Below are 19,838 nucleotides of genomic sequence, written 5' to 3' on the forward strand. Positions count from 1 at the left end.
TTTTCCGGGACCCTACTGCGTCTCGATGTTGGAGACCAGCCACCCCTGGTCGGTGTGGACCACCGTGACCAGGGCGCGGTACTGCGCGATGTCGGTCTTCGGCTGCCCGTCGACCGTCTTCTCGACGTACTGGTTGAGGAAGAGCAGCGCCTGCACCTGCTCGGGCGAGGCCTGCACGACGCCCTGGGCGACGACCTTGAACTGCAGCTTGGTCCGCTGCGCGATGAACTGGTCCTTGATGCCGTCCGCCGTCTGGCGGTACTGCTCGGCGAAGGTGTCGGTCATCTTCGAGGTCGCCTGGTCGATCTGGTGGTCGTAGTCCTCGTAGGACGTCGACAGGATCTCCTCGGTCGACGTGGCCGCGGCGTCGACCGCAGCACGCTGGGTCAGGGTGCCGGTGACGACCGGCCGCTGCGCGGAGATGGTCGGGGTGGCGTCGCGGACCAGGTAGACGGTCTCGGCGATGCCGACCACGAGGAGCACCACCGCGGCCGCGATCAGTGCGATCGTCGTACGACGGCCGCCGGATCCGCGCGGCTTCTTCGGCTTCTTCGGTGTCTTGGGCTTCTTCGGCGGCGCAGGCGGCTCTGCGGCTGCGGGGGGCTCGACAGGCTCGACCACCGAGGAGTCGGGCTCGACCACCGGGGGTTGGGGTGTGGGGCGCTGACCCGCGATCTTGCGCGGGCGTCCGACCGGGTTGCGTGACGTCATCAGCCCACGAACTCCAGGTTCTGGGTCTTCCAGGTGCCGTCCTCGTTGACCAGGTCGAGCTTGACGCGGAAGCTGCGCGCGACGGGCTTGTTCTTGGTCGAGACGTTGGCGACGGTCCCGGTCGTCGCGGCGATGACCGTGGCGCTGTCGGCGTCCTGGTCGACCACGCCGGCCCACAGGACCTTGCCGTCCATCACCGACTTGTTGCGCCGCAGCACCTCGAGCACGCTGTCGGTGCTCGAGTCGTACTGCTTGGCGAAGTCACCGGTCGCGCCGGCACCGACGGCGTCGATGCTCTCCTTGGCGTTGCGGTAGTCGATGTTGATCAGGGCCTCCACCTCGGTGCGCGCGGACGCGAGCACGTCGCCGTACCGCTCCTGCTCCACGGCCGCACGGTCCCGGTCGCGGTGCTCCTGGACGACCAGCACCCCACCGAACACGCAGCCGCAGGCGAGCAGCAGCGCGAGCACGAAGAGGCCGATGTTCAGACCGCGGCGGCGACCCGGCTGGCTCACGGTCTCCTCGGTCACTTGCTGACCACCGGACCCACCAGAAGCCACTTCCACGCGTCCCCTCCCAGGATCGACAGGTTGCCCTGATCGACGAACCGTACCGGGTTGCCGTGCCGGTCGACGGCGCCTCCGATGATTCCGGTCTGCGGGTCGTAGGACGACCGGTAGACCCGTCCCGGGGACGGGTTGCCCGGGCTGCCGGGCGAGTACTTCGGGCCGCGCATGACGTACGGCGGACCGCTGGTGCACCGCGCCGGGTAGATCGCCGAGTCGGACAGGTCGCTCGCCGGCCGCCACTGGCTGCGTGGCTTGTAGCCCTCGGTGCACGGCGGCACGCTGTTGTCGAGCTGGAGGTTGACGTGGCCGTAGCCGTCGCCCGGGGTGCCGGTGAAGCCGGCCGAGATCACCCGCGGGTAGGTCACCAGCAGCTGCTCGATGCCGTCGAGGTGGGAGACGACCACCTGGTTGACGCTCACCGCGCTGCCCAGCAGCACCGGCAACGTGGGCTCGAGGTCCTGGAGCAGCCCGTCGACCTCGCGTGCGGTGCCCGGAGTGCCGTCGAGGACCTTCTCGAGGTCGTCGTCGCTCCCGGCGAGCGCGTCGGTCAGGCCGTGCAGGTCGCGGGAGAAGCTGCGGATGTTCTCGCTCTGGCCCTGCTGGGTCGTGAGCACCCGCTTGCCCCGGTCGAGCAGCCGGATCGTGTCGGCCGTGTGCGCGGACGCCTCCCGGACGAAGGTGCTCCCGCTGTCGATGAGCTTCTGCAGGGGGACGCCGGTGTCGGTGAACATGGTGCCGAGCTCGTGGACGACGACCTGGAGGTTCTTCTTGTCGACCGAGCTGACGAACCGGTTGAGCTCGACCAGGAGGTCGCCCTCGTCGACCGGCAGCGACTCGGCGGTGCCGTGCAGGGTCGATCCGGCCTCGGCGTACGGGCCGTCGTCGTCCGGCGGCTCGAAGTCGAGGTACTGCTCCCCCACCGCCGAGAGGTTGTGGACGTACATCGGTGAGTCCATCGGCAGCTTCGTGCCGTCCTCGAGCGCGAGGTCCAGGGTGACGCCGTCCTGGGTCGCGTGCATCGCGGAGACCTTGCCGACCTTGACGCCGCGGTAGGTGACCTCGCTGCCGTCGAACAGCCCGCCCGAGGTGGGAAGCGTGGCGTGGACGGTGATCCCGCGACCGAGGATCCGGTCGACGATGCCCAGGTAGGACCCGGCCACGTAGACGATGCCCACGGCGCTGAGCACCAGGAAGGCACCGATCCGGATGCGGATCCCGCGCTTCACGCCGCACCCCCGTAGAACGCGGTCGGGTCGGGCGCCGGCGAGGCGGCCCCGCTGGTCAGCGCGTCACCCAGGAGACCGCCGAGGCCCGGCAGACCGGGCAGGCCGGGAAGTCCACCGCCGCCACCGCCGCCACCGGGCAGCGCCTCGACGATCGTGCAGACCGGGTTGCCGTCGTACTTCTTCTTCTTGCACTGCTTGGTCAGGTTCTTGACGAGGTCGACCGAGTCGAGCACCTTCTGGCAGGCCTTGCTCGTCAGGTCGCCGCTGCGCAGGCACTTCTCGACCTGGGTGAGCACGTGGCCGGGATCGATCACCGGCGGGAGCCCGCCGCCGTCGTTGCCGTTCGGGAGCAGGTTCTCGAGGTTGATGTCGGCGCGGATCGAGGTGTTGGCGTAGTCGCCCTTCACGATCTCGGACGCCTCCTTCGGGAAGGGGAAGCTCACCAGGAGGTTGAGGCCGGGCGCGAGCGCGTCACCGGCCTGGTGCAGCTTCTGGAGCACCGGCTGGAGGTCGTCGAGGGAGGACAGGATGTCGTCCTTGCTCTGCCCGATGACCCGGGTGCCGACCACGCCGAGGTGGTCGAGGGACTTGAGCATCGCGATCAGCTCGTCGTGCTGGGCGGCGAGGACCTGGACGGCCGGCCCGGCCACGTCGAGGGCGCCGGTGATCGTCTTCTTCTCGGTGTTGAGGGTCTCGGTGAGGTGGTTGACCGACTCCATCGCGTGGATGATGTCTTCCTTCTGGTCGTCGATCGTGCCCACGACGTCGTCGAGCGAGCCGAGCAGGTGGCGCAGCCGGTCGGTGCGTCCGTCCATCACCTGGTTGAGCTCGTGGGTGATGGTGCCGAGCTGGCCGACGCCGCCACCGGACAGCAGGAACGACAAGGCACCGAGCACCTCCTCGACCTCCGGGTTGCGGCCGGTGTCGGACAGCGGGATGTTGTCGCCGTCGGAGAGCCTGTCGTCGCTCGCGCCGGTGGTCGGGGCCTCCAGGGAGACGTACTTCTCGCCGAGGAGGCTGACCTGGCGGATCGACGCGAGGGCGTTGTCGGGCAGGACCACGTCGTCCTTGATCCGCAGCGTGACCACGGCGTTCCAGCCGTCGCGCTCGATGTCGGTCACCTCGCCGACGGTGACGTCGTCGACCATCACCGGGGACTTCGGGACCACGTTGAGGATGTCGGCGAACTCGGCCGTGACCTCGTAGGAGTGGTCGGCGTCGACCGGCGACCCCGGGAGCGGGAGGTCGTAGGCGCCGTCGAACTTGCAGCCGCCCACGACCAGCGCGAGGCCGGTCACCAGGACGGCTGCCCGGGCAGCGCGGCCGGTCACCAGGACGGCTGCCCGGGCAGCGCGGCCGATCACGAGGCACCGCCCATCAGCTGACCGAGCGAGGTCGTGCCGGTGACGGCGTACCGCTGCTGCACCTGCGCCGCCCGGTTGGCGGTCGCGCCCTGGGCGCTCGTCTTGCCCGAGGGTCCGGGCGGGATCGTCGGGAGCTGGCCCTCGATCGGCTCGAGCAGCTGCTTGAAGAGGCTGCAGGCGAGGTCCTTGCTGGCCTTCGGCAGCGACGACTGCTGGACGATGCCGCAGAGGAAGCCGTCGGCGTCCCAGACGTTGCCGCTGATCCCGATCCGCGAGCCGATCGACCCGGACTTGGTGTTGTAGGCCAGCGTCAGGTTGCCGATCGCCGTGGGCGCGACCTGCAGGGCCTTGTCGAGGCTGCCCTTCTCGGAGTTGATGGTCTGCATGACGCGGGTGAGCTTCTGGACGTCGGTGACCAGGGCGTCGCGGTTGTCGTGGACGAACGTCTTGACGGTCCCGACAGCGTCGGCGACCGCAGCCAGGGCGCCCTGGATCTCGGTGCGCTCGCCGACCAGCTGCGACGAGACGCCGGCGAGGTCCTTGATGAAGGCCCGCACGAACTTGTCGTTCTGCGCCAGCGTGGTCGTGAACTCGGCGAGCTGGCTGACGGTCTGGAAGAGCGGGCCGCTGCCGTCGCCGAAGGTCTGGGCGGCCGCCGCCAGGTTGGTGAGCATCTCGTTGCCGAGCTCGCCCTTGCCCTTCAGCGCGTTCGCACCTGCCTTGAGGACGTGGTCGAGGGTGCCGTCCTTGTTGACGCCGTTGGGGCCGAGCGCCTCGGAGAGGTCGCGCAGGCTGGCGTAGATCCGGTCGAGCTCGACCGGGACGGCGGTGTCGGGCAGCGCGATGTCCGCACCGTCGGCCATCAGGGCGTCGCCCTCGGCGAAGGCCGGCGTGAGCTGGACGAACCGGTCGGACACCAGGGTCGGCGTCACGATGACCGCCTTCGCGTCGGCCGGGACGTCGTACTTCGCGTCGTACTCCATGTCGACGCGGACTGAGTTGCCCTCCGGCGTCACGGCGGTCACCCGGCCGACGTTGACGCCGAGGATCCGGACGTCGCTGCCGACGTAGACGCTGACCGCGCGCGGGAAGTGGGCGGTGACGGTCTTCGTCTCGTCGCTGTCACGGATCGCGAAGAAGTAGAGGGCGAGGCCGAGCACCAGGGCGAGCACCACGGCAAGGGATCGTCCGGCGACGCGGTTGAGGTGGGCGGAGGCCATGTCAGTCCACCGATCCGGGCTGGAACTCGCCGGTCGGGATGGCGGCGAGGTTGACGGCGTACGCGTCGAACCACGGACCGGTGCCGATGATGTTGCCGAGGATCGACACGTAGGGCCCGAGCGCGTGCAGGGTCGCCTTCAGCTCCTTGTCCTTGTCGTTGAGCAGCGACAGCAGCTGGTCGACCTGCTGGAGGGCGGGGCCGATCTGCGCCTGGTTGTCGGTCGCGACGCCGTGGAGCTGGTCGGCGAGGTCGCGCGCATTGACCAGCAGCAGGTGGATCGCCTGCTTGCGCCGCTGGACCTCCTTGAAGACCAGGTCGCTGTGCTTCATCAGGTCGACCAGGTCGTTACTGCGGGCGGCGAGCACCTTGGTCACGCTCTGCGAGCTCTGCAGCAGTGCCTGGATCTCGTCGTCGCGCGACGCGACGCTCTTCGAGAGCCGTGAGATGCCCTGGAAGCTGGACTCGATCTCGGGCGCCGCCTTGTTGGTCGTGTCGGCCACGACGTCGAGGGCCTTCGCGAGCTGGTCGGTGTCGATCCGCTCCGTGGTGGTGGTCAGGTCGCTGAAGACGCCGACGATGTCGTACGCCGAGTTGGTGCGGTCGACCGGGATCACGTCGTCGGAGGCCAGCTGGCCGGAGCCGGCGGGCTGGAGGTCGAGGTACTTCTCCCCGAGCAGGCTGAGCACCTCGATCGACGCGCGGCTCTCGTCGCCGAACTCCACGCTGTTGTCGACCTCGAAGGTCACCAGCACGGTGTTGCTGTTCTCCAGGGAGACGTCGGTGACGCGGCCGACCCGGATGCCGCCGACCTGGACCATGTTGCCGGTGTGCAGGCCGCTCGCGTCCTTGAACTCGGCGTGGTAGGTCGACCCGCGGAAACCCGGGAACTTCGACAGGTTGAACGCGGCCGCCATGATCAGCGCCATGATCACCAGGGTGATCGCGCCCAGACGGAGCGTCTTGGCCTCGCTGTAGCGGCTCATGGCGTGGCCGCCTGGTTGCAGCGAGGCGCGGTGGAGTGGAAGTTGAGGTTGTTGAGCTGGGCGAAGAGCTGCTTCACGCCGGGGATCTCTCCGAGACCTGCGGGCAGCGTGATCCGGCCGCTGAAGCCGCAGACGTAGTAGTTGTACCAAGAGCCGTAGGTGCCGGTCCGGGTCTGGTCGGTCATCGACTCGGGCAGCCGGTCGAAGAGCTCCCGGAGCAGGTTGCTGTTCTTGTCCTCGTTGAGCAGCGCGGCGAGCTGGCGCAGCTTGGCGACGTCGGACTTCACGAGCGGCCGGCCCTGTCGGAGCAGGTCGGCGACGACGACGGTGAGGTTGGAGACGTTCTTCAGCGACGAACCGATGGTGTCGCGGTCTCGGGCCAGGTCCGCCATCCAGTTCTTCAGCCCGATCACCAGGTCGTTGAGCTGCTGGTGCCGGCTGTCGACCGTCGAGAGCGTCTGGCCGAGGTTGTCGACGACCTCGCCGATCAGCTGGTCGCGGTCGGCCAGGGTGTTGGTGAGCGAGGCGGTCTTCTGGAGCAGCCCCTGGACGGTGCCGCCCTCGCCCTGGAGGACCTGGACGAGGTTCATGCTCAGGTCGTTGACCTCCTTCGGGTTCAGCGCCTGGAACAGCGGCTGGAACCCGTTGAAGAGCGTCGTCAGGTTGAGCGCGGGCTTGGTCTGCTCGACCGGGATCACGCCGTCGGCGGGCAGCGGCTTCGCGTTGGTGTCGGAGCCCTCCTCGAGCGCGAGGTAGCGGTCGCCGACCAGGTTGAGGAACCGGATCTCGGCGAGCGAGGCCGTGGTCAGCGGCACGTCGGACTGGACCCGGAAGGTCACCAGCGCCTCGGTGCGGTGGTAGTGCTCGACGTTCTTGACCTCGCCGACGCTCACCCCGGCGACGCGGACGTCGTCACCCTTCTGGAGCATCGAGGCGGTCGTGAAGATCGCCTGGTACGTCGTGCCGCCACCGAACCCGACGTTGCCCATGATCACCGCGAGCAGGCCGGTGACCAGGATCGAGACGACGGTGAAGATGCCGAGCTTGATCCCGGCAGCGATCGTCGTGCTGTTGCGGCTCATCGCCCACCCCCGGCGGGCTCGCGCACCAGCGGGCCGTACATCAGCGAGCCGAGCGACCCGTAGGTGTCGGCCGATGCGCCGGTGCGCTGGGCGAGCATCGCGTTGAGGATCTGCTGGTCGCCCGTGCTGCCGGAGTAGTCGGCACCGACCCGACCGAGCCCGAACTGGCTGGGCAGCGGGCTCGTGGGCGGGTGCTCGTCGATGTCGCTGCCCTGGTCGAGGGAGACCGGCGGCGCGGGCACCTTCGGGTTCGGCAGGCCCAGGCACCACGGTCCGTGGCCGACCTCGCCGTACGTCGGACGGTCGTCGGCGTCGTACGGCTTGTACTGCGCCGTGCCGAGCTCGAGGTACTGCTTGACCTGGTTGCCCTCGAAGGTCCGGGCCAGGCGGGGTGCGTACTTCGCTGCGCCCTCGAGCAGGCAGGGCAGCTCGGGCGCGTAGACCGCGGCCAGCTTGAGGATCGGGGCGGTGACCTGCCCGACGCGGATGATGTTGCTCTCGTTGTCGGAGAGGACCCGGGTCGAGGTGTCGGCAAGACCCTGGAGGTCGGAGAAGAAGGTGCCGAGCTGTTTCTTGTTGTCGATCACGGTCTGGCCGGTCACGGTGACGTTGCGGAGCACGCCCAGCAGGTCGGGCGCGGCGAGGTCGTAGGTGTCGGCGACGTCCGCGAGCTTGACCAGGTCGGTCTTGAGCGTCGGCAGGTGGTCGTCGATCTCGCCGAGGTAGGAGTCCAGCTGGTCCATCGTGTCGCCGATCTGCGCGCCGCGTCCGCCGAGCGCGGTGGCGAGGGCGTTGAGCGTGGCGTTCAGGTCGGCCGGCTGGATGGACCGCAGCAGCGGGAAGAGGTTGGCGAGGATCCGGCTCAGCTCGACGTTGGTGGTCACCCGGCTGGCCGGGATCACGTCGCCGTCGGCGAGCGGCGTCGACGAGGGGTCGTCCGGGGTCACGAAGGAGATGAACTTCTGGCCGAAGAGCGTCGTCGGCAAGATCTCCACCGACACGTTGTCGGGGATCCGCTCCGCCTCCTGCGGGTTGAGCGCGACGGTGATCACGGCCTGCTCGCCGTCCTGGTCGACGTGGCGGACCTGGCCCACCAGCACGCCGTGGATGCGGACGTCGCCGAACTTGGTGAGCTGGAGCCCGGCCCGGTCGGCGTTGATCTTCACGGTCGTGACGTCGGTGAACACCTTCTGGTACATCGCGATCGACAGCCCCACCAGCAGCGCGATCACGGCGATGAAGACGACGCCCGCGACCGCCAGCCGACGGTGCTCCGCCGGGCTGTCGTGGTAGATGTTGACCAACATCAGCCGGTGATCCTGACGGTGGTCGTGGAACCCCAGATGGCGAAGCTCAGGAAGAAGTCGGCCACCACGATCGTGACGATGCTGGTGCGGATCGCCCGGCCCACGGCCGTGCCGACGCCGGCCGGACCGCCGGACGCGGTGTAGCCGTAGTAGCAGTGGATCAGGATCACCGCGGTCGCCAGGAAGAGCAGCTTGAAGAACGACCACAGGATGTCGATGGGCGGCAGGAACTGCAGGAAGTAGTGGTCGTAGGTGCCCGGCGACTGGTGGTAGATGTAGGTCGTGATCAGCCGGGGTGAGAGGTAGGACGCGCTCAGCGCGACGACGTACAGCGGGATCACCGCGATGAACCCGGCGATCATCCGGGTCGTCACCAGGAACGGCAGCGACGGGATGCCCATCACCTCGAGCGCGTCGATCTCCTCCGAGATCCGCATCGCACCCAGGCGCGCGGTGTAGCCGCAGCCAACGGTCGCGGCGAGCGCGATCGAGCAGATGAGCGGGGCGACCTCGCGGGTGTTGAAGTAGGCCGAGATGAAGGCACTGAGCTTGGCGACGCCGAGCTGGCTCAGCGAGGCGTAGCCCTGGATGCCGACCTCGGTGCCGGCGAAGAACGACAGGAACGCGATCACGCCGACCGAGCCGGCGATCAGGGTCAGGCCACCGGCGCCGAAGGTCACCTCGGCGAGCGTGTTGACGATCTCGCGGGGGTAGCGCTTGATCGCACGCGGCACCCAGGCGAGCGCCTTGACGTAGAACATGAGCTGGTCGCCGTACGCCTCGAGGGAGTCGCGTCGACCCTTGACGAAGGAGGTGCCCATCGCACCGATGCTGGCCATCAGTCGCTCACAGCCCCGGGGGTGGGATGACTTGGAAGTAGATGGCGGTGATCACGGCGTTGATGAAGAAGAGCAGCATGAAGGCGACGATCACCGACTCGTTGACGGCGCGACCCACGCCGCTCGGGCCGCCGCCGGCGTTGAGGCCCTTGTAGGCACCCACGATGGCTGCCATCCCGCCGAAGACGACCGCCTTGACGATCGCGATGTAGAGGTCGGTGATGCTGGCGAGGGCCGTGAACGAGGAGAGGAAGGCGCCCGCGGAGCCGCCCTGGACGATCACCGTGAAGAAGTAGCCGCCGCCGATCCCGGCGCCGATCACGATCCCGATGATCATGAACGCCACGAACATGGTGGCCAGCACGCGCGGGACCACGAGCCGCGCGATCGGGTCGACGCCGAGGACCTCCATCGCGTCGATCTCCTCGCGGATCTTGCGGGCGCCGAGGTCCGAGCAGATGGCGGAGCCGGCGGCGCCGGCGATGATCAGGGCCGCGGCGATCGGTGCTGCCTCCCGCACGACGGCGAGGACGGCGGTGGCGCCGGCGAACGACTGGGCGCCGAGCTGGCCGGTCAGGTTGCCGACCTGGAGGGAGATGACCGCGCCGAACGGGATCGACACCAAGATGGTCGGCATCAGGGTCACGCTGGTGATGAACCAGGCCTGCTCGATGAACTCACGGAACTGGAACTTCGTGGTGAAGGTCTGGACGGCGACGTCGACCACCATGGCGGCCAGCTCGCCGGGTCCTCGGATCACGGACGCAGCAGTGAGCGCCATCAACACCTCCCCTGACCTGTCTAGACCGGCGCCAGACTAGAACGTGTTCTCATCTGAGGCAACACGTGTCCACCCTGGGTAGAACAAGTTCTCCCACCACCCCAACGACGGTCCTGCCCTGAGGTAACGCCGCCGAAACGTGTGTCCGGCCTGGGCTGGACCGGGGTGCTCCTACGATGTGCGCGTGGAGAAGCAGGTCTGGTCCGAGTTCACGCACGACCCGCGGGATCCGCAGGTCGCGGCGCTGCGGGCCTCCGACCTGGACCGCTCGGTCGTGCAGCAGGTGCTGACCGACGCCTACGCCGACGGGCGCCTGGACCGCGACGAGTACGACGAGCGGAGCGACCGCGCCAACGCGGCCCGCACTCTCGGCGAGCTGCCTCCGATCGTCTCCGACCTGATCGCCGTCAAGGCGGTCGAGCCGGTCCGCGCCGGACTCGCCCACGCAGGCGCGGACGAGATCCACCGGCTCGCCGTCGACGCCTACCGGTCCGACCGCCGGGAGGCGGTCTTCGGGTTTCTCTTCGCCACCCTCGTCTGCACGGTGATCTGGTTCCTCGTGACTCGTGACGTCATCTTCTGGCCGGGGTTCGTCGCGCTGGGCACCGGGATCAACGTCGCCAAGACGGTCTCCCGCAAGTCCGACATCGTCGCGACCCACGAGCGCAAGCTCCGCAAGAAGCAGGCCAAGGAGCTCGGTCAGCCCTGGAAGCCCAACGACAAGGCCTCCGAGTGAGGATCCGCGAGCGCGCCGACGCCGTGCTCGCGCACCCCTCGGCGGTCCTGCTCGCGACCCAGCTCGTCGTGGTCCTCGCCTATCCCTTCCTCGAGGGCTCGGTGGGAGGCCGCGCCGTCCTGGGGGTCGTCCAGCTCGGGGTGGTCGTGGCGGCCGTCGCCGCGGTCCGGCTGACACCCGCGCTGACCTGGGTGGCCGTGCTGCTCGGCGGGCCGGCGATGGTCCTGACCGTGCTCGAGGCGTGGCAGCCGCACAGCGACCCGATCGTGCTCGCCTCCGCCGCCTTCCACGTGCCGTTCTACTTCTACATCTCGTTCGCGATGCTGCGCTATCTGTTCCACGACGACCGGGTGACCCGCGACGAGCTCTTCGCGACGGGTGCCGCGTTCACGGTCGTCGCGTGGGCCTTCGCCTACGCGTACGCCGCCTGTCAGGTCCTCTGGCCGGGATCGTTCATCGGCGCCGACGGCACCGGCGACCGCACCTGGTTCGAGCTGCTCTTCCTGTCCTTCACGACGCTGACCAGCGTCGGGCTCTCCGACGTGCTCCCCGTCGAGGGCCACGCCCGCTCGTTCGCGATGCTCGAGATGATCGCCGGGGTCTTCTACGTCGCACTGGTGGTCGCCCGGCTGGTCAGCCTGGCGGTCGTGCGGCACGAGCGGCGCTAGTGGTCCCAGCCCGGCGGTCGGTGCTTCTTCGGCAGCTTGGACACCACCAGCCGGTAGGACTCGTCGACCGCGTCGAGCAGCTCGTCGTCCGGGATCGCGCCGCCGTACGCCAGGTCGTTCCAGCCGGACCTGCCGATGTAGCGCATCACCGTGGCGTCGCCCGGGAAACGGTCCAGCCACTCGTCGGCCGCTTCGCGGCTGGGTCCGCCCTTGACGCCGACTCCCCCGGCGCCGAGGAACGCGAAGATCTTCCCGGCCTCGCCCGGACCGACCTTGACCACCGGGTGGTCGTGGTCGGAGCGAATTCCCCGGCCAGTCTCACGAGAACCCTGGCCAGAGTCGTCTGGACCGCCTCCCCACGGCCAGTCCTGCCACGCGCCGGGCTTCGCCAAGCAGAACTCAAGCATCTGGGCTGGCGTCATCGATCCACTTTAAACGCCGCACGACATCGTCCCGGGGTTTCCGCCCGCCACGCGGGAGACTCCAAGCATGACCGAGGAATCGACAGCGTTCGACGCCGAAGCCTTCTTCGCCAGGATGGAGCAAAACCGGCTTGAACTGGAGATGGTCGTCGCCCGCCGTCCGACCGCGTCTGACCTTGCTGACTCAATCAAGACCATCACCGGTCTGGTCTACGAGACCATCGACACACTGCGGAAGATCGCTGCCCTGGAACTTGGCCTCGACCCCGACGCCACGTCGCAATGGTTTCCACGAGCAGGCACACAAGGGGCGTCGGACTTCGACGACATGGAGCCACTCGTCGCAGCCTTCGTCGAGTCCGCTGAGCCGGCAAGTACGCATTGGCTGGAAACCAATCCAACCCGAAACCCGGCAGCTTGGAGCCTCGCCTACCTGAAGCGTTGCTTTCACACCGTCATCGATGACTTCGTCGGGATCGGTCGTCTTGTCGATTCGGAGGACCACATTCGGGCGCCGATCACGTTGGCCCGATCCGTTCTTGAGGCCGCGGCGATGGGTTGCTTCCTGCTCGATACGTCCGTTGACGTCCGGGAGCGCACGCGGCGGACGTTGAATCTCCACTTCGCGGAGTTGAAGGAGTCCTCCAACGCCGGCGTATCCCGTGGCGAGGATCGAGCCGCCGATACGCAGATTGACGAGTTGACCGCGTTCGCCAACACGCTCGGCTTCGTCGTCAAGTACCGACGAGATCGCCACTACCCGCCGATCATCCTGGCACCTGGCCAACGCCAGCCAGACTCGACGCGACTCGTCCTTGACGAGGTGTTACCGAACGGCCTCGGCCGAGCAATGTGGCGTTCGCTGTCTGCAGTTGCTCACTCGCGGGCATCACACTCACTCCTGCCCGACGAATACCTCTTGCCCCATACGGTGATCGCATGGCAGCGGACGAAGGCGGCTGCCTGGCACACCATGCCGGCCTTCTATGTCGTCAAGGAACTCTGCCAGCGGATCGACTCCGCTCTCGGTTGGGAACTCGACAGCACGATAGAAGCGCTTGACGTCGTCGGGGTCCAGTGGGCGATCGGTGCAGGTCTGTACGACGCACAGATCCGACTGGACCTCGGTCTGGACCCTCTGAACTAGACAGCGCGATTGAACTAGACAGCCCGATTGCACCCAGCCTCGATGACGGTCAAGCAATACGTTGTTCGCGACCCGTCTCCCGGCCACCGGCAACGGTTTCCCGTGCCGACTTCGTCGGGTCCACCACCCCCTGGCAGTGAGGCCACGCGCCTGGCCCAGGCGAACAGTGCGTGCACATCCTCGAGAGGTCGCGCGAATCGATCCCTTCGGCTACTTCTTCAAGGCGTCGAGTTGCGCAATGAGCGCGTCGTACTGGTAGACGGCTTTCAGAACTTCCTTTGCGACATCAAACGAAACCTGAATCTCGTCGCGACCAATCTCAGAGAACGTCTTCGATTCAATGTGGGCGGCGTCGTTGCCAAGCAACCGGAGGCTGTTCATACCCGCGAGCAAAGCGGGCGGGAGAATGACGAGACTCCCCAAGGACTGAAGCCGCTCTGCGAGATTCGCGCCAGTCGCGGACCGGTCCTCACACATTTCCTCGAGCGTCTTGCGAATCATGATGGCCGCTGCCACGTAGCAATCGTTCGTGAAGCAGACCGCTGCCTCCTGCATGCAGGAAAGAACAGCAGTCGGCAGATCCGTCGTGTCGAAGTCCAGGGTCTCTCGTGGAGCGGTGAAGATGATCTCACGGCCGCCCCCCACTAGCTCGGTCACGACAAAGACGATCTGTCCGCACGTCTCTTCGGGACAGTGCCTGACCCCGACATAGACAGTTCGTCCGTCTTCAAGTTCCACTTCGTGGTCGAGCTCACCGTGGATCATCTCGAGCCGGACGGTGTGGTGACATTCCGGGCACCGCACCCGGACAACGGACGCGGTCGACATGCCTCTTTTGCCAACAAGTCCCAGATACATCACACGCTCCCTCATTGAGTGGCAACGAGTGTCTCGCCATTCGCGGGATTACGCTCCCCTTCGGCCCTGGATCGGGACGGATCCAGCATCCCTGCATGGTTAAGCCCTACTCCGCTCCCAGGGGTCGTCCGGCCAGGCTCCGGGCTTCGCGAGGCAGTGCTCGAGCATCGCGTCGACGTCCACGGGGTCAGTCTTCGTCGCCCTCGTCGTCATCGTCCAGCAGGCCATCCTTGCGTGCGGCGGCGACGATCCTGCGGACGTTGGTGAGCGTGCCGCAGTTGTCGTCGATCTGGGCGTTGCGCTCCCGGGCGAACTGCTCCCCCAGCTCGGCACGCAGCTGCGAGCCGACCTCCTCGCGGGCCGGGTTGAGGATGGTCAGCTCCTCCTCGGTGAGGTGGTGGTTGACCACCTTCGCCAGCTCCTCGACGGCGTCGTCGAAGGCCTGGGTGTCGGTGCCCTTCAGCTCGAGGACGGCGAGCAGGGCCTCGTGACCCTCGGCGTGCTCCTCCTCGCCGTGCTCGGCCTCGCGGGCGCCGACGGCGTGCTTGGTGCGGAGCTTCGGGTAGACGTACTTCTCCTCCGCCTCGGCGTGGGCGACGTGGAGGGTGGCGAAGGCGCGGCGCACGGCGTCGCGGTCCGAGCTGCTGTCGCGCAGGTCGCGCAGCAGCGTCTCGAAGCGGCGGTGGTCGTCGAGGATCAGGTCCACGACGTCACCCTGGACGGGGCGGCCGAGATCAATGGTCGTCATGGCGTCCTCGTACCCACCGATGGCCCACTCAGAACGCGCAGATCAGAACGCGCACAGCACCTCGGGCTCGGCGAACGCGGCGGACGCACCCGACTGGTCCTCCGGGGTGCGCAACTCAGCCGGGCAGATCCGCCACCACACCCTCGAGCTCGTCGCGGTCGACGACCCGACGAGCCTTGACCCGGTAGCGGTAGACCTGGGTCAGCCCGAGCGCCCAGAGGACGTACTGCGTGCACATCGCCCAGCGGAACGCCGAGGGCGTGTAGTCGCTGCCGCCGCCCGGCGTACGCCAGTCGAGGACGAGGCCGATGGCGATCACCAGGGTCAGGCTGGCGAGGAAGCCGCCCTGGTTGATGATCCCGCTCGCGCTCGCGAACCGGTGGTGCGGGTTGGAGGTGCGGCCCACGTCGAAACCGATCATCGAGGCCGGGCCGCCGACCCCCACCACGATCGCGAGCACGACCAGCAGCCAGGTCGGGGCGTGGTCGGGCCAGGCCAGCACGACCGTCCAGACCACGACGATGGTCGAGACGATCGTGAGCACCATCGTGGAGCGGTGCCACGGGTGCGCGCCGACGAGCCAGCCGAGGGTCGGGCCGGCCAGCATCACCGCGAGGACCATCAGCGTGAGCAGCAGGCCGGCGGTCGACGACGACTGGCCCTCACCCTTCACGAAGAACGGGTAGCCCCACAGGAGGCTGAGCGCGGTCGAGCTGAACTGCGTGGAGAAGTGCATCCAGAAGCCGAGTCTGGTGCCGGGGTGCGACCAGGAGGCGGACAGGCTCTCGCGCACCGCCGGGAGCGACATCGCCGGGCCTCGCAGGTGCTTGTGCTCCGGGGTGTCCCAGAGCACGACCAGGACGGCGATCGCGAGGAAGACGCCGAGCGAGGCGGCGAGCAGGTAGGCGTGCGTCCAGCCCAGGTGGCTCAGCGCCCAGGTCATCGGGATCGCGGCGCCGATTGCCCCGAGCTGGCCGAGCGTGCCGGTCAGCTGGGTCATCAGCGGGATCCTGCGGCCAGGGAACCAGCTGCTCACCAGGCGGAGCACGCAGATGAAGGTCATCGCGTCGCCCATCCCGACGAAGACCCGCGCGACGAGCGCCGCCGGGTAGCTCTCGGCCAGTGCGAACCCGGTCTGCGCGATCGTCAGGACGATGGTGCCGGTGAGCAGCACGCTGCGGGAGCCGAAGCGGTCGACCAGCAGCCCCACCGGGATCTGCATCCCGGCGTACACCAGGAGCTGGAGCATCGTGAACGTCGCCAGCTGCGCCGCCGAGATGTCGAACCGGTCGGTGGCCGCCAAGCCCGCAACGGCGAGCGAGGACCGGTGGAAAACCGCCACCAGGTAGACGAGGAGCCCGACCACCCACACCGCATACGGACTGCGGACGGTCGGCTTCACTCCCCCGATCCTAGGTCTGGTGGTTTCGAGGCTCAGGCGCGGGTCCCGGTGGTTGAGGCGGTTGCGCAGCAACCGTCTGGGCGCCACCTCCACCACCACCCGTTGGTTGAGGAGGTTGCGCAGCAACCGTCTCGAAACCCGGTGACCCGCTCACCAAGATCGCTTCCACGTTTCCGGGGTTTCGAGACAGGCGCTGCGCGCCTTCCTCAACCACCGGTCTCCTCCGCTGGTTGAAGAGGTTGCAATGTCTGGACGCCACCTCCACCACCATCCGTTGGTTGAGGAGGTTGCGCAGCAACCGTCTCGAAACCCGGTGAGCCGCTCACCAAGGTCGCTTCCACGTTTCCGGGGTTTCGAGACAGGCGCTGCGCGCCTTCCTCAACCACCGGTCTCCTCCGCTGGTTGAAGAGGTTGCAATGTCTGGACGCCACCTCCACCACCACCCGTTGGTTGAGGAGGTTGCGCAGCAACCGTCTCGAAACCCGGTGACCCGCTGACCAAGGTCGCTTCCACGTTTCCGGGGTTTCGAGACAGGCGCTGCGCGCCTTCCTCAACCACCGGTCTCCTCCGCTGGTTGAGGAGGTTGCGCAGCAACCGTCTCGAAACCCGGTGAGCCGACCGCGCTCCTGTATCGCCAGGCCCGGCTCGCGAGCGACGGAAGCTCGTCGAAGCGACCCTCGATCAGCGCTGTCCGCTTCGCCCGGCTCCAACCCTGGACCCGCTTCTCGTAGGCGAACGCGTCGTCGATGCGGCTGAACTGAGCAGCCCACACCAACCGGACCGGCCGACGCCGGCGTGGTCTCGTGTAGGCGGCCGCGACGCCCGCGTCGTGCTCGCCGATCCGACGGTCGAGATCGATCGTGCTTCCGACGTAGAACGACCCGTCGGCGCACTCGAGGATGTAGGTCCAAGCCATGCGCCTGTGCTGCCCCGGTCGCTCGAGCGTGAACCGCGACGTACGACGCCCTGTGGAGAAGGTCGCTTCTTCGTTTCCGGGGTTTCGAGACAGGCGCTGCGCGCCTTCCTCAACCACCGACGGCTTCCGGGGTTTCGAGACAGGCGCTGCGCGCCTTCCTCAACCGCCGGGGATCCGCTGCGCGCCTTCCTCAACCACCGGCACTGCTAGTCGAGGCAGAACTCGTTGCCCTCGGGGTCCTGCATGACGATGTGGCCGCCGCTCATCGGCGGGGCGGGCTCGAAGCGCTCGATGCGGGTCGCGCCCTGGGCGACCAGCCGATCGGCCTCGGCCTCGAGGGCGGCCATCCGCTCGTCGCCCTGGAGGCCGGGGGCGGCGCGGACGTCGAGGTGGAGGCGGTTCTTGGCCGTCTTGCCTTCCGGCACGCGCTGGAAGAAAAGCCGCGGACCGTTCCCCGCCGGGTCCTCGGAGGCGGAGGCGGAGTTCTGCTGCTCGGGCGGCAGGGTCGCCGAGAAGTCGTCCCACGAGTCGAAGCCGGGTGGGGGCGCCGGGAACTCGTAGCCCAGCGTGGAGTTCCAGAACAACGACAGGGACCGGGGGTCGGCGCAGTCGAAGGTGACCTGCACCTGCCTGATCTCGCTCACTTCGCACCTGCTTCCATCATCTGCCGGAGCTCCTTCTTGAGGTCTCCGATCTCGTCGCGGAGCCGGGCCGCGAGCTCGAAGTGGAGCTCGGCGGCGGCACCCTTCATCTGGTCGGTCAGCTCCTGGATCAGCTGGGCGAGCTCGGCGCTCGGCAGCCCGGCCAGGTCACGGCTGTGCTGTCCGGCCTCGCCGCCGGCGGCGCGCGAGAGCGACGGGACCGGAGCCTTGCGGCGCTTCGGGTCGCCCTGCTGCCAGCTCTGCAGCAGCGCCTCGGTGTCGCCCTCCTCACGGGCGAGCATCTCGGTGATGTCGGCGATCTTCTTGCGCAGCGGCTGCGGGTCGACCCCGGCCGCCGTGTTGTAGGCGACCTGCTTGGCCCGGCGCCGGTTGGTCTCGTCGATCGCCTTCTCCATGGAGGGGGTGATCTTGTCGGCGTACATGTGCACCTGGCCGGACACGTTGCGCGCCGCGCGACCGATCGTCTGGATCAGCGACTTGTCGGAGCGCAGGAAGCCCTCCTTGTCGGCGTCGAGGATCGACACCAGGGAGACCTCGGGCAGGTCGAGACCCTCGCGGAGCAGGTTGATGCCGACGAGCACGTCGTACTCCCCCATCCGCAGCTCGCGGAGCAGCTCGATGCGGCGCAACGTGTCGACCTCGGAGTGGAGGTAGCGGGTGCGGATGCCGGCGTCGAGGAGGTAGTCGGTGAGGTCCTCGGACATCTTCTTGGTCAGCGTGGTGACCAGGACCCGCTCGTCCTTCTCGGCGCGGGTGCGGATCTCGTGGATCAGGTCGTCGATCTGGCCCTTGGTGGGCTTGATGACGACCTCGGGGTCGATCAGGCCGGTCGGGCGGATGATCTGCTCGACGACGTCGCCCTCGACCTTGTCGAGCTCGTAGTTGCCGGGCGTCGCGGAGAGGTAGATCGTCTGGCCGATCCGGTCGAGGAACTCCTCCCACCGCAGCGGGCGGTTGTCCATCGCGCTGGGCAGCCGGAAGCCGTGGTCGACCAGGTTGCGCTTGCGGGACATGTCGCCCTCGTACATCCCACCGATCTGCGGGACCGCCACGTGGGACTCGTCGACCACCACGAGGTAGTCCTCGGGGAAGTAGTCGAGCAGGCAGTTGGGCGCCGAGCCGTGGGTGCGACCGTCCATGTGCATGGAGTAGTTCTCGATGCCGGAGCAGGAACCGACCTGGCGCATCATCTCGACGTCGTACGTCGTGCGCATGCGCAGCCGCTGGGCCTCCAGCAGCTTGCCCTGCTTCTCGAAGACGTTGAGCTGGTCCTCGAGCTCGAGCTCGATGCCACGGATCGCCTTCTCCATGCGCTCCGGGCCGGCGACGTAGTGGGTGGCCGGAAAGACGTAGAGCTCCTTGTCCTCGGTGACGACCTCGCCGGTCAGCGGGTGGAGCGTCATCAGCCGCTCGATCTCGTCGCCGAAGAACTCGATGCGCACGGCGTGCTCCTCGTAGACCGGGAAGATCTCGAGGGTGTCGCCGCGGACCCGGAAGGTGCCACGGGTGAAGGACATGTCGTTGCGGGTGTACTGGATCTCGACGAGCTGGCGCAGGATCGAGTCGCGGTCGCGCTCCTCGCCCACCCGCAGCCGCAGCATCCGGTCGACGTACTCCTGCGGGGTGCCGAGGCCGTAGATGCAGGACACCGTGCTGACCACGATCACGTCACGACGCGTCAGCAGCGAGTTGGTCGCCGAGTGGCGCAGCCGCTCGACCTCCTCGTTGATGGAGGAGTCCTTCTCGATGTAGGTGTCGGTCTGGGGGACGTAGGCCTCGGGCTGGTAGTAGTCGTAGTAGGAGACGAAGTACTCGATCGCGTTGTCCGGGAAGAGCTGGCGCAGCTCGTTGGCGAACTGGGCGGCGAGCGTCTTGTTGGGCTGGAGCACCAGCATCGGCCGCTGGACCTGCTCGGCCACCCAGGCCACGGTCGCGGTCTTGCCGGTGCCGGTCGCGCCGAGCAGGACGACGTCCTTGACGCCGGCTTCGACGCGCTTGGTGATCTCCTTGATCGCCGCCGGCTGGTCGCCGGAGGGCTGGTAGTCGGAGACGACCTTGAAGGGCGCCACCCGGCGCTCGAGATCGGTCACTGGTCGCATGCTCACGAGCCTAGACGGGCCATCCGACATAGCCATGTGGCCGATGTGGCGCGACTCCCCCAGGGGCAAGGCTGGGCGGTCAGATCATCGCCTCGT

Annotated in this window: 20 protein-coding genes; 3 read left to right on the top strand and 17 right to left on the bottom strand. The window is 67.9% G+C overall.

Features of this window, described 5'->3' with window-relative positions:
• Window positions 1-12 precede the first annotated feature (12 nt).
• Genes ABLE68_RS20150 through ABLE68_RS20195 form a run of 10 tightly spaced genes read right to left on the bottom strand, consistent with a single transcriptional unit; the run spans window position 13 to window position 10,084 of the window.
• Window positions 13-711, bottom strand: a complete 699-nt coding sequence (locus ABLE68_RS20150; protein ID WP_348873749.1) for a hypothetical protein — start codon at window positions 709-711, stop codon at window positions 13-15.
• A complete protein-coding gene (locus tag ABLE68_RS20155; RefSeq protein ID WP_348873751.1) occupies window positions 711-1,241 on the bottom strand; it encodes a hypothetical protein in 531 nt (176 codons plus the stop codon). The genes ABLE68_RS20150 and ABLE68_RS20155 overlap by 1 nt, the downstream gene beginning before the upstream one ends.
• A complete protein-coding gene (locus tag ABLE68_RS20160; RefSeq protein WP_348873753.1) occupies window positions 1,238-2,506 on the bottom strand; it encodes an MlaD family protein in 1,269 nt (422 codons plus the stop codon). Before ABLE68_RS20160 ends, ABLE68_RS20155 begins: the two co-directional genes overlap by 4 nt.
• Window positions 2,503-3,870 carry an MCE family protein gene (locus ABLE68_RS20165; protein WP_348873754.1) on the bottom strand — a complete coding sequence of 456 codons (1,368 nt, stop codon included), beginning with the start codon at window positions 3,868-3,870 and terminating at the stop codon, window positions 2,503-2,505. The genes ABLE68_RS20160 and ABLE68_RS20165 overlap by 4 nt, the downstream gene beginning before the upstream one ends.
• Window positions 3,867-5,090, bottom strand: coding sequence for an MCE family protein (locus tag ABLE68_RS20170; RefSeq protein ID WP_348873756.1), 1,224 nt, complete (start codon window positions 5,088-5,090; stop codon window positions 3,867-3,869). The genes ABLE68_RS20165 and ABLE68_RS20170 overlap by 4 nt, the downstream gene beginning before the upstream one ends.
• A 1-nt stretch (window position 5,091) precedes the next feature.
• Complete coding sequence (locus ABLE68_RS20175) at window positions 5,092-6,075, bottom strand: MCE family protein (RefSeq protein ID WP_348873758.1); 984 nt, start codon at window positions 6,073-6,075, stop codon at window positions 5,092-5,094.
• Entirely contained in the window at window positions 6,072-7,157 is a 1,086-nt protein-coding gene (locus tag ABLE68_RS20180) for an MCE family protein (protein WP_348873760.1), read from the bottom strand. The genes ABLE68_RS20175 and ABLE68_RS20180 overlap by 4 nt, the downstream gene beginning before the upstream one ends.
• Window positions 7,154-8,464 (bottom strand): MCE family protein, encoded by a 1,311-nt coding sequence (locus ABLE68_RS20185; protein WP_348873761.1) that lies wholly within the window; start codon window positions 8,462-8,464, stop codon window positions 7,154-7,156. Before ABLE68_RS20185 ends, ABLE68_RS20180 begins: the two co-directional genes overlap by 4 nt.
• Window positions 8,464-9,303: an MlaE family ABC transporter permease gene (locus tag ABLE68_RS20190; protein WP_348873763.1), complete on the bottom strand. Its 840-nt coding sequence runs from the start codon at window positions 9,301-9,303 to the stop codon at window positions 8,464-8,466. Before ABLE68_RS20190 ends, ABLE68_RS20185 begins: the two co-directional genes overlap by 1 nt.
• 7 nt (window positions 9,304-9,310) lie before the next feature.
• Window positions 9,311-10,084, bottom strand: coding sequence for an MlaE family ABC transporter permease (locus ABLE68_RS20195; protein WP_348873765.1), 774 nt, complete (start codon window positions 10,082-10,084; stop codon window positions 9,311-9,313).
• Window positions 10,085-10,268: 184 nt separating this feature from the next.
• Here ABLE68_RS20195 and ABLE68_RS20200 point away from each other — a divergent pair, with 184 nt between their 5' ends.
• Window positions 10,269-10,820: a DUF1707 SHOCT-like domain-containing protein gene (locus ABLE68_RS20200; RefSeq protein ID WP_348873766.1), complete on the top strand. Its 552-nt coding sequence runs from the start codon at window positions 10,269-10,271 to the stop codon at window positions 10,818-10,820.
• Window positions 10,817-11,488 carry an ion channel gene (locus ABLE68_RS20205; RefSeq protein ID WP_348873768.1) on the top strand — a complete coding sequence of 224 codons (672 nt, stop codon included), beginning with the start codon at window positions 10,817-10,819 and terminating at the stop codon, window positions 11,486-11,488. The genes ABLE68_RS20200 and ABLE68_RS20205 overlap by 4 nt, the downstream gene beginning before the upstream one ends.
• Here the strand turns inward: ABLE68_RS20205 and ABLE68_RS20210 are convergent.
• The gene (locus ABLE68_RS20210) at window positions 11,485-11,769 is read right to left on the bottom strand and encodes an MmcQ/YjbR family DNA-binding protein (RefSeq protein WP_348873770.1); all 285 of its coding nucleotides are present in this window, start codon (window positions 11,767-11,769) and stop codon (window positions 11,485-11,487) included. The genes ABLE68_RS20205 and ABLE68_RS20210 overlap by 4 nt on opposite strands.
• Window positions 11,770-11,977: 208 nt before the next feature.
• Between ABLE68_RS20210 and ABLE68_RS20215 the strand changes: the two genes are divergently transcribed.
• On the top strand, window positions 11,978-13,057 hold the full coding sequence (locus tag ABLE68_RS20215; protein WP_348873771.1) for a hypothetical protein: 1,080 nt from the start codon (window positions 11,978-11,980) through the stop codon (window positions 13,055-13,057).
• 210 nt (window positions 13,058-13,267) lie between these two features.
• On the opposite strand, the gene ABLE68_RS20220 is transcribed toward ABLE68_RS20215, so the two are convergent.
• From ABLE68_RS20220 to uvrB, 6 genes are all read right to left on the bottom strand, one after another.
• Window positions 13,268-13,915, bottom strand: a complete 648-nt coding sequence (locus tag ABLE68_RS20220; RefSeq protein ID WP_348873772.1) for a DUF4145 domain-containing protein — start codon at window positions 13,913-13,915, stop codon at window positions 13,268-13,270.
• Between the two features lie 187 nt (window positions 13,916-14,102).
• On the bottom strand, window positions 14,103-14,663 hold the full coding sequence (locus ABLE68_RS20225) for a hemerythrin domain-containing protein (RefSeq protein ID WP_348873774.1): 561 nt from the start codon (window positions 14,661-14,663) through the stop codon (window positions 14,103-14,105).
• Window positions 14,664-14,778: 115 nt separating this feature from the next.
• A complete protein-coding gene (locus tag ABLE68_RS20230) occupies window positions 14,779-16,065 on the bottom strand; it encodes an MFS transporter (RefSeq protein WP_348873775.1) in 1,287 nt (428 codons plus the stop codon).
• A 550-nt stretch (window positions 16,066-16,615) separates the two neighbouring features.
• Entirely contained in the window at window positions 16,616-16,981 is a 366-nt protein-coding gene (locus ABLE68_RS20235; protein ID WP_348873777.1) for a GIY-YIG nuclease family protein, read from the bottom strand.
• Between the two features lie 206 nt (window positions 16,982-17,187).
• Window positions 17,188-17,625 (bottom strand): VOC family protein, encoded by a 438-nt coding sequence (locus ABLE68_RS20240; protein WP_348873779.1) that lies wholly within the window; start codon window positions 17,623-17,625, stop codon window positions 17,188-17,190.
• The gene (gene uvrB / locus ABLE68_RS20245) at window positions 17,622-19,742 is read right to left on the bottom strand and encodes an excinuclease ABC subunit UvrB (protein WP_348873781.1); all 2,121 of its coding nucleotides are present in this window, start codon (window positions 19,740-19,742) and stop codon (window positions 17,622-17,624) included. Before uvrB ends, ABLE68_RS20240 begins: the two co-directional genes overlap by 4 nt.
• Between the last annotated feature and the right edge of the window lie 96 nt (window positions 19,743-19,838).

The sequence above is a fragment of the Nocardioides pollutisoli genome, assembly GCF_040045055.1.
GTDB classification, from domain to species: Bacteria; Actinomycetota; Actinomycetes; order Propionibacteriales; family Nocardioidaceae; genus Nocardioides; species Nocardioides tweenelious.